The following is a 7,884-nucleotide window of genomic DNA, read 5'->3' on the forward strand; positions in this document are numbered from 1 at the left end:
AGCAGGCCGGCCCCGGGAAGCGGGACCGCCCCCGCGGGGGATTACCGCAGGAAGGCCGCGGCGACGCCGGCGTCGACGGGGATGTGCAGGCCCGTGGTGAGCGACAGCTCTCCGCCGGTGAGGGCGAAGACCGCGGCGGCGATGTGCTCGGGCAGCACCTCGCGCCTGAGCAGGGTGCGCTGGGCGTAGAACTCGCCGAGCTTGTCCTCCTCCACCCCGTACACCGCCGCCCGGTTGGCGCCCCAGCCGGAGGCGAAGATCCCGGACCCGCGGACCACGCCGTCGGGGTTGACGCCGTTGACCCGGATCCCGTACCGGCCCAGCTCGGCGGCGAGCAGGCGGACCTGGTGGGCCTGGTCGGCCTTGGCCGCGCCGTAGGCGACGTTGTCGGGCCCGGCGAAGATCGAGTTCTTGGAGGAGATGTAGACGACGTCCCCGCCCATCCGCTGGTCGATCATGACGCGGGCGGTCTCGCGGGAGACCAGGAACGAGCCGCGGGCCATCACGTCGTGCTGCAGGTCCCAGTCGGCGACGCTGGTCTCCAGCAGCGACCGGGACAGCGACAGCCCGGCATTGTTGACGATCAGGTCGACGCCGCCGAAGGCCAGCACCGCCTGCCGTACGGCCGCGACGACCTGCTCCTCGTCGGTGACGTCCGCCTGTACGGCGGTCGCGACGTCCTCGGGCCGGTGGGCCCGGGCGCCGAGCTCGGCGGCGACCTTCTCGGCTGCGGCGAGGTCGCGGTCGGCGACGACCACGCAGGCGCCCTCGGCCGCGAGCCTGCGGGCGGTGGCGGCGCCGATGCCCGACCCGCCCCCGGTGACCAGCGCGACCCGGGCGGCCAGCGGCTTGGGCGCGGGCATCCGGCGGAGCTTGGCCTCCTCCAGCTCCCAGTATTCGATGCGGAACTTCTCCGACTCCTCGATCGGGGCGTAGCTGGACAGCGCCTCGGCGCCGCGCATCACGTTGATCGCGTTGACGTAGAACTCCCCCGCAACCCGGGCGGTCTGCTTGTCCTTGCCGAAACTGAACATGCCGACGCCGGGGACCAGGACGATCGCCGGGTCGGCGCCGCGCATGGCAGGCGAGTCCGGGGTGGCGTGCCGGTCGTAGTAGGCCGCGTAGTCCTCGCGGTAGGCGGCGTGCAGCTCGCCCAGCCGTGCCGTGACCTCGGCCGGCGGCGCGTCGGCGGGCAGGTCGAGCACCAGCGGGGCGACCTTGGTCCGCAGGAAGTGGTCGGGGCAGGAGGTGCCGAGCGCGGCCAGCTCGGGGTGGCGCTCGCGCGACAGGAAGTCCAGGACCTCCTCGGTGGCGGTGTAGTGGCCGACCTGCCGGACGTCGGTGGAGGCCAGGCCGCGGATCACCGGGAACAGGGCGGCGGCCCGCTCGCGCCGGGCCTCCTCCGGCAGCGGGCCGTAGCCCGGCCTGACCGGCCCGAACGGCTCGGCCGCGCCGTGCTCGGCGATGTGGGCCTCGGCGGTCCGGATGATCCACAGCGAGTTGGCCTCGCACTCCTCGGAGGTGTCACCCCAGGCGGTGATGCCGTGGCCGCCGAGGACGCAGCCGACCGCCTCCGGGTGGGCGTCCTTGATGGCGGCGATGTCCAGGCCGAGCTGGAAGCCGGGGCGGCGCCACGGCACCCAGACCACCCGGTCGCCGAAGATCCGCGCGGTCAGTTCCTCTCCGTCGGCGGCGGCGGCGATCGCGATGCCCGCGTCCGGGTGCAGGTGGTCCACGTGGGCGGCCTCGACCAGGCCGTGCATGGCGGTGTCGATCGACGGCGCGGCGCCCCCCTTGCCGAAGGCGCAGAAGTCGAACGCGGCGACCATCTCGTCCTCGCGCTCCACCCCCGGATACACCTGGGCCAGCGCCCGCAGCCGGTCCAGCCGCAGTACGGCCAGGCCCGCCTCGGTCAGCGTGCCGAGGTCGCCGCCCGACCCCTTGACCCACATCAGCTCCACGTCGGACCCGGTCACCGGATCGACGGCCGCTCCCTTGGCCGAGGTGTTGCCGCCCGCGAAGTTGGTGTTGCGCGGATCCGCGCCGAGCGCGTGCGAGCGCTGCAGCAGCTTCTCAACCGGCGAAGTCATGAACATCCCCCCACGGATAAACAGTGATCTCTCGATGTGCCGTCCCGCGCCCCGGCACGGGACGCGTCCGGCGGGACGGGTGCGGCGGTCAGGCGCCCCAGCCCGCCTGTGTGCCGCCGACACGCTCGGCGGCGATCTTCTCGAAGTAGCCGGAGCGGGCGTATGCGGCCATCGGGTCGGGGTCGAGGCCCAGCTCCTGGCGCAGCTCGGCCAGCAGCGGCCGGACGTCGGTGCTGTAGGCGTCCATCAGCACGGCGTTGGCGCCCAGCACGTCGCCCTCGGCCTGGGCCCTGGCCAGCGCGTCCCCGTCGACCCGCAGCGCCTTGGCCGTGGCCTCCTGGATGTTCATCACCGAGCGGATCTGGCCGGGGATCTTCGGCTCGATGTTGTGGCACTGGTCGAGCATGAACGCCACCCCCTGCTCCGGCCCGGCGTACCGGCCGGAGAGGGCGCCGCCGCGGATCACCTCGTACATGATCCGGAAGAGCTGGAACGGGTCGGCCGCCCCCACCATCAGGTCGTCGTCGGCGTAGAAGCGGGAGTTGAAGTCGAACCCGCCGAGCTTGCCCTCCCGGAGCAGGAACGCCACGATGAACTCGATGTTGGTGCCCGGCGCGTGGTGCCCGGTGTCCACCACCACCTGCGCCTTGTCGCCCAGCCGCAGGCAGTGCGCGTAGGCGGTGCCCCAGTCGGGCACGTCGGTCACGTAGAAGGCGGGCTCGAACAGCTTGTACTCCAGCAGGAAGCGCTGCCCCTCGCCCAGCCGGTCGTAGACGGCCGCCAGCGCCTCGGCCAGCCGGTCCTGCCGCTCGCGGATGTCGTCCTGGCCGGGGTAGTTGGTGCCGTCGGAGAACCACAGCTTCAGCGTGTCGGAGCCGGTGGTGTCCATGACGTCCACGCACGCCAGCAGGTGGTCCAGCGCCTTGCGCCGCACCGCCGGGTCGGGGTTGGTGACGCTGCCCAGCCGGTAGTCGTCGTCCTGGAAGACGTTGGAGTTGATCGCGCCGATCCGCACGCCCAGCTCGGCCGCGTGCCGGGCCAGGTCGGCGTAGTCGTCCACCCGGTCCCAGGGGATGTGCAGCGCCACCGTCGGCGCGACCCCGGTGAAGGCGTGCACCTGGGCCGCGTCGGCCAGCTTCTCGTAGGGGTCACGGGGCACGCCCCGCTGGGCGAACACCTTGAACCGGGTGCCGCTGTTGCCGTACGCCCAGGACGGGGTCTCGATGGCCTGCGCCCGCAGCGTGGCCCTGATGTCGCTCATGAAATCCGGTTCCCCTCTCCGGCCTCTGGACTTAAAAACGTTTTAGAGGATCGGACGGGACGCTAAACCCGGTGATCCGGCCCTGTCAATGGGGGATGAACAGCCCGTTCCCGATGCGTTACGCCTCATGTCGGGAGCGGGGTGGCACCCGGCCGGGCGGCATGTTTGGATAAGGTCTCCGCGAACTGAGTAACACGTTTTAACGACGCCGGGACCGGGAGGGTAGTTGGGCGCTGTCAGCATCAGGGACGTCGCCCGGCTCGCGCGGGTCTCCCCCGGCACGGTCTCGAACGTGCTCAACCGGCCCGAGCGGGTCTCCCCCACGACCCGCGAACGCGTCCGACGCGCCATCGGCGAGCTCGGGTCCGTCCGGCACGGCTCGGCCTCGTCGCTGCGCGCCGGGCACAGCCGGACCATCGGGCTGTCGGTCATGGACATCGGCAACCCGTTCTTCACCGACGTCGCGGCCGGGGCCGAGGACGTCGCCGGCGACCTCGGCTACGCGGTGATCCTCGGCAACTCGGCCGTCTCGCGCAGCTCGGTCCGCCAGCCCACCTACAAGCTCGGGCAGATCGCCGCCGAGCTGCTGCTGGAGGAGCCCGGCGACCCCGCCGCGCACGCCCACCGGCAGATCATGTTCCAGCCCGAACCGGTCGTCCGCGAGTCCACCGGCCGGGCCGGGCGGGACGGCGACCACCCGACGAGCAGTGATGAGTGACGGATGAGCGTATATGCGGCAGTGGACCTGGGTGCCTCCAGCGGCCGGGTGATGACCGCGCGGATAACCGGCGGCCGGGTGCGTCTCACCGAGGTGCACCGCTTCGCCAACCGCCCGGTCCGGGCCGGCGGGACCCTGCACTGGGACATCCTCGCCCTGTACCGAGGAGTGCTCGACGGGCTGCGCGCGGCCGGTCCGGTCGACTCGGTCGGCATCGACTCCTGGGCGGTCGACTACGGCCTGCTCGACGGCGCCGGGCGGCTCATCGGCAACCCGGTGCACTACCGCGACGGGCGGACCGACGGGATCATGGAGCGGGTCGCCGCCGACGTGGGGGCCGAGGCGCTCTACCAGGTCAGCGGCCTGCAGTTCCTGCCGTTCAACACGGTCTACCAGCTGCTCGCCGAACCGGATCTCAGCCGGGCCGAGACGCTGCTGATGATCCCCGACCTGCTGACCCACTGGCTGACCGGCTCCGTCGGCGCGGAGGCCACCAACGCCTCCACCACCGGGCTGTACGACGTGCGGACCGGCGGCTGGGCCCGCGGGCTGGCGGACCGGCTGGGGCTGCCGGCCGGGATCCTGCCGGAGCTGCGGCGGCCGGGTTCGGCCGCCGGGACGCTCCGCGCCGAGGTCGCCGCGGAGACCGGACTGCCCGGCTCCACCCCGGTCACCGCGGTGGCCTCGCACGACACCGCCTCGGCGGTCGTGGCGGTGCCCGCCGTGACCGACCGGTTCGCCTACATCTCCTCCGGCACCTGGTCACTCGTCGGGCTCGAACTCCCCCGGCCCGTCCTGACCGAGGAGAGCCGCCTGGCCAACTTCACCAACGAGGGCGGCCTGGACGGCACCATCCGCTATCTGCGCAACGTGATGGGCCTGTGGATCCTGCAGGAGTGCGTGCGTGCCTGGGGCGACGCCGGCCTGCCCGAGCTGCTCGCGGCCGCCGCGCGGGCCCGGCCCTTCCAGGCGGTGATCGACCCCGACGACCCCGCCTTCCTGCCGCCGGGCGACATGCCCACCAGGATCGCCGCGTTCTGCGAGCGCACCGGCCAGCGGCCCCCGGACGGCAGGGCCCAGGTCGTGCGGTGCGTGCTGGAGAGCCTGGCCCTCGCCTACCGCCGGGCGGTCCGCGACGCCGTACGGCTCAGCGGCCAGGACGTGGAGGTCGTGCACGTGGTCGGCGGCGGCGCCCGCAACACGCTGCTGTGCCAGATGACCGCCGACGCGACCGGCCTGCCGGTGATCGCCGGCCCGGTGGAGGCCGCCGCCCTGGGCAACGCGCTGGTCCAGGCCCGCGCCCAGGGCGTGGTCTCCGACATCCGCGCCCTGGTGCGGCGGGGCGAGCAGCTCGTCACCTACCGCCCCGGGGCCGGGGAGGAGGCATGGGCCCGGGCCGCGGCCCGGCTGACCGACCGCTGAGCGGCGGTTCCCGGTCCCCCTGGAGCCCGGGGCGCGTCCCGGCGACCCGGGATCCCCCACTCCAGCCCTGCGGCCCGGGGTCCCCCACTCCGGCCCGGTGGGCCGGTCAGTGGACCGCCTCGCTGACGGAGGGCTGGTCGAACTGGGTCCGGTAGAGCTCCTCGTAGCGGCCGCCGGCGGCGAGGAGGTCGAGGTGCGTGCCGCGCTCCACGATCCGGCCGTCCTCGATGACGAGGATGAGGTCCGCGGCCCGGACGGTGGAGAGCCGGTGCGCGATCACCACCGAGGTCCGCCCGGCCAGGGCCTCGCCCAGCGCCTCCTGCACCGCGGCCTCCGAGGTGGAGTCCAGGTGCGCGGTGGCCTCGTCGAGGATCACCACCCGCGGGCGGGCCAGCAGCAGCCGCGCGATCGTCAGCCGCTGGCGCTCGCCGCCGGAGAGCCGGTAGCCGCGCTCGCCGACGACGGTGTCCAGCCCGTCGGGCAGCGCCTCGATGAGCTCGGCGAGCCGGGCGCGGCGCAGCACCTCCCACAGCTCCTCCTCCGAGGCCCCCGGCCGGGCCAGGAGCAGGTTGGCGCGGATCGACTCGTGGAACAGGTGGCCGTCCTGCGTCACCATCCCGAGCGTCTGGCGGATCGACTCGGCGGACAGGTCGCGGACGTCCACGCCGGACAGGCGCACGGCGCCCTCGTCGGCGTCGTAGAGCCTCGGCACGAGCTGCGCGATCGTCGACTTCCCGGCCCCCGAGGAGCCGACCAGCGCCACCATCTGCCCCGGCTCGGCCCGGAAGGACACCCCGTGCAGCACCTCGACACCGCCCCGCGTGTCGAGGGCCGCGACCTCCTCCAGCGACGCGAGCGACACCTTGTCCGCCGACGGGTAGGCGAACCGAACCCCGTCGAACTCCACCGACACCGGCCCCTCGGGCACCCGCCGGGCGTCGGGCCGCTCGGTGATCAGGGGCTTGAGGTCGAGCACCTCGAAGACCCTCTCGAAGCTCACCAGGGCGCTCATCACCTCGACCCGCGCGCTGGCCAGGGCGGTCAGCGGGGCGTAGAGGCGGGTCAGCAGCAGCGCCATCGCGACGACGGCGCCCGGCTCCAGCTGTCCCCGCAGCGCGTAGAACCCGCCGAGACCGTAGACGACGGCGAGAGCGAGCGCCGAGACCAGCATCAGCGCGGTGACGAAGACCGACTGCACCATCGCTGTGCGCACCCCGATGTCACGCACCCGGCGGGCCCGCGTGACGAACTCGGCCGACTCGTCGGCGGGCCGGCCGAAGAGTTTCACGAGCGTCGCCCCGGGCGCGGAGAAGCGCTCCGTCATCTGCGTGCTCATCGCCGCGTTGTGGTCGGCCGACTCGCGTTCGAGCCGCGCCAGCCGGGTGCCCATCCGCCGCGCGGGCAGGACGAACACCGGCAGCATCAGCAGCGCGAGCAAGGTGATCTGCCAGGAGGTCCCGATCATCACGGCGAGGGTGAGCACCAGCGTCACGAGGTTGCCGACCACGCCGGAGAAGGTGTCGCTGAAGGCCCGCTGCGCGCCGATGACGTCGTTGTTCAGCCGGCTGACCAGCGCGCCGGTGCGGGTGCGGGTGAAGAAGGCGATCGGCATGCGCTGCACGTGGTCGAAGACCGCGGTGCGCAGGTCGAGGATCAGGCCCTCGCCGATGCTCGCCGACAGCCACCGCGTCATCAGCCCGAGCCCGGCCTCCGCCACCGCGATGACGGCGATGAGCACGGCGAGCACGACGACGGTCTCCAGCGCCATGCCCTTGACGATCGCGTCGACGACCCGGCCCGCGAGCACGGGGGTCGCCACGGCCAGGGCCGCCGTCACGACGCTGAGCAGCAGGAACCAGGTGAGAAGCCTACGGTGTGGCCGCGCGAATCCGGTGATGCGCCGCAGCGCGGCCCTGGAGAACGGCCGCTTCTCGTCCTGGGCGTTCATCGCGTGGTAGAGCGACGTCCACGCGGTCACTTCCATGTCCATCGCATGTCTCCGGTGTCTGGGGGGCGGTCTCCGACTTTTTCATGGAGCACCGACAGAACCCTCCGGCGCCGTGGGCCGGAGCCGTGGATGCGGCGGTCCCGCCGGGGGTCGCGGTGATCGCGTCGGTCGCCGGGGACACGCGTGGCTCCGCCGTGGCGGACCTCCCGCGGGGCCACGACGTCGCCCGCGTTCCCCGGTGGCGACACAAGAGGACACTAAGACCTCAACTTAACCTGAGGTCAACCGCTCCGACCTCTGATGGGGTGAACCGCCTCGACCTCGGACCGGAGGACGTCCGCGCCCATCTTGCCCGTGGGCCCCGGACGGCGTGTCGCGGCGGTGAAGGGGTCAGGGGTCCCGGTCCCGGGGCGGCCGCGTTCTCCGTGGGAGCCGCGCCCGCCCC

At 73.1% G+C, this 7,884-nt stretch carries 5 protein-coding genes; 2 read left to right on the forward strand and 3 right to left on the reverse strand.

Annotation, left to right across the window (positions count from 1 at the left end):
- Window positions 1-41 precede the first annotated feature (41 nt).
- Together ACZ6R6_RS05760 and rhaI are read right to left on the reverse strand one after the other, a co-directional pair.
- On the reverse strand, window positions 42-2,090 hold the full coding sequence (locus tag ACZ6R6_RS05760) for a bifunctional aldolase/short-chain dehydrogenase (protein ID WP_470090464.1): 2,049 nt from the start codon (window positions 2,088-2,090) through the stop codon (window positions 42-44).
- Between the two features lie 88 nt (window positions 2,091-2,178).
- Window positions 2,179-3,351, reverse strand: a complete 1,173-nt coding sequence (gene rhaI, locus ACZ6R6_RS05765) for an L-rhamnose isomerase (RefSeq protein ID WP_470090466.1) — start codon at window positions 3,349-3,351, stop codon at window positions 2,179-2,181.
- 226 nt (window positions 3,352-3,577) lie between these two features.
- Between rhaI and ACZ6R6_RS05770 the strand changes: the two genes are divergently transcribed.
- Both ACZ6R6_RS05770 and ACZ6R6_RS05775 read left to right on the forward strand, forming a co-directional pair.
- Window positions 3,578-4,069, forward strand: a complete 492-nt coding sequence (locus ACZ6R6_RS05770) for a LacI family DNA-binding transcriptional regulator (RefSeq protein ID WP_470090467.1) — start codon at window positions 3,578-3,580, stop codon at window positions 4,067-4,069.
- Window positions 4,070-4,072: 3 nt separating this feature from the next.
- Window positions 4,073-5,491: a rhamnulokinase gene (locus ACZ6R6_RS05775; protein ID WP_470090468.1), complete on the forward strand. Its 1,419-nt coding sequence runs from the start codon at window positions 4,073-4,075 to the stop codon at window positions 5,489-5,491.
- A gap of 106 nt (window positions 5,492-5,597) precedes the next feature.
- Here the strand turns inward: ACZ6R6_RS05775 and ACZ6R6_RS05780 are convergent, their stop codons facing one another.
- Window positions 5,598-7,481 carry an ABC transporter ATP-binding protein gene (locus ACZ6R6_RS05780; protein ID WP_470090470.1) on the reverse strand — a complete coding sequence of 628 codons (1,884 nt, stop codon included), beginning with the start codon at window positions 7,479-7,481 and terminating at the stop codon, window positions 5,598-5,600.
- Window positions 7,482-7,884: the final 403 nt, after the last annotated feature.

The sequence above is a fragment of the Streptosporangium sp. NPDC048886 genome (genome assembly GCF_055586905.1).

Bases quoted from the DNA above. Each gene is read 5' to 3' on its own strand.
- ACZ6R6_RS05775 (WP_470090468.1), top strand. From the start codon at position 4,073: ATGAGCGTATATGCGGCAGTGGACCTGGGTGCCTCCAGCGGCCGGGTG.
- ACZ6R6_RS05760 (WP_470090464.1), bottom strand. From the start codon at position 2,090: ATGACTTCGCCGGTTGAGAAGCTGCTGCAGCGCTCGCACGCGCTCGGC.
- ACZ6R6_RS05780 (WP_470090470.1), bottom strand. From the start codon at position 7,481: ATGGACATGGAAGTGACCGCGTGGACGTCGCTCTACCACGCGATGAAC.
- rhaI (WP_470090466.1), bottom strand. From the start codon at position 3,351: ATGAGCGACATCAGGGCCACGCTGCGGGCGCAGGCCATCGAGACCCCG.